A 1,053-nucleotide genomic window follows, 5' to 3' on the forward strand; every position below is an offset into this window, starting at 1 on the left:
GTGGGGAGTGTGGGGAGTGTGGAGGGTAATTTTTTGGATACTTAGCTAGAAATCCCACACAAAATTTCGTTCACCCTGTAGCGGGAGTTCACAAATTTAATTGGGGTTGATGTCAAAAAAGTGATTGTATATCCCAATGCGGGTGCGGATTGTGGCAATCGTGTTCGGTGTATATATTTAAATAAATTGGTTAATTTATTCTTGATAAGTGCAGTAGCCGATCAAAAGAGGACTTGCTTTTTGAATTTGTATGTGATAATTTCTGTTTTTAGTAATTATACACTTAATCGACCGAGTTACCGTACTTTAAAAGTAATACTACAGCTGAATGGGCAATAAACGTGAGAGTACTGGGGTTTGATTCTACACTCTCATGATTATCCTGTGTTTCATCAAAGGAGTCATACAACAGTTGGTAACTTCCAAGTAAAAAAATATGCTATGGGATTCATATTTGATTACTGAAAAAACTCAGTACACTTATACTCCCTTTTTTCTGTTCCCTGTTCCCTGTTCCCTATTTCCTTCTTACACAAGTAAATTCAGGAATCAAACCGGATTCCTATATTGGTGTTGTTTGCTGTTGACAGTTCACACTCAACCCTTTAAACAGTAATTTATTTCTTGAAGTTCCTTGTGATTTCCATTGGCACAATCAGATGAATCAAGTTTAATTTTGTCAGGAATTTAATACATGAGCAAAGTTTTAATTCTCGATGCCAACCAACAACCGTTATACCCAGTACGTATCAGCCGTGCTAGGTTACTATTGTCACAAGGTAAGGCTACTGTATTCCAGCGATATCCGTTTACTATCATTCTCAAGGAGTCGTTTTCTCATTTAAAACTTGAGCAACTGGGGTTCAAAATTCACCCGGATGTCAAAATTAAAAAGGAAATAGAAACTGGGAACTAGGGAATCTACCTTTTTAAATTGTATGGGGTTTTTTGCTGAATCAAATAGGAGTTTTACAGTAGTGCGATCGCCAAAGATAAAAAACTTATACCAATTTGAAAAAATAATGCAACACATAGACAAGACCCCTCCCCAAC

1 protein-coding gene is annotated in these 1,053 nt (G+C 36.7%); it reads left to right on the plus strand.

What is annotated here, in order from left to right:
* Positions 1-694 precede the first annotated feature (694 nt).
* Complete coding sequence (locus tag GNE10_RS34760) at positions 695-916, plus strand: RRXRR domain-containing protein (protein WP_099070079.1); 222 nt, start codon at positions 695-697, stop codon at positions 914-916.
* Positions 917-1,053 lie beyond the last annotated feature (137 nt).

The sequence above is a fragment of the Nostoc sp. 2RC genome (assembly GCF_014222165.1).
Classification (GTDB): domain Bacteria; phylum Cyanobacteriota; class Cyanobacteriia; order Cyanobacteriales; family Nostocaceae; genus Nostoc; species Nostoc linckia.

Bases quoted from the DNA above. Each gene is read 5' to 3' on its own strand.
- GNE10_RS34760 (WP_099070079.1), top strand. From the start codon at position 695: ATGAGCAAAGTTTTAATTCTCGATGCCAACCAACAACCGTTATACCCA.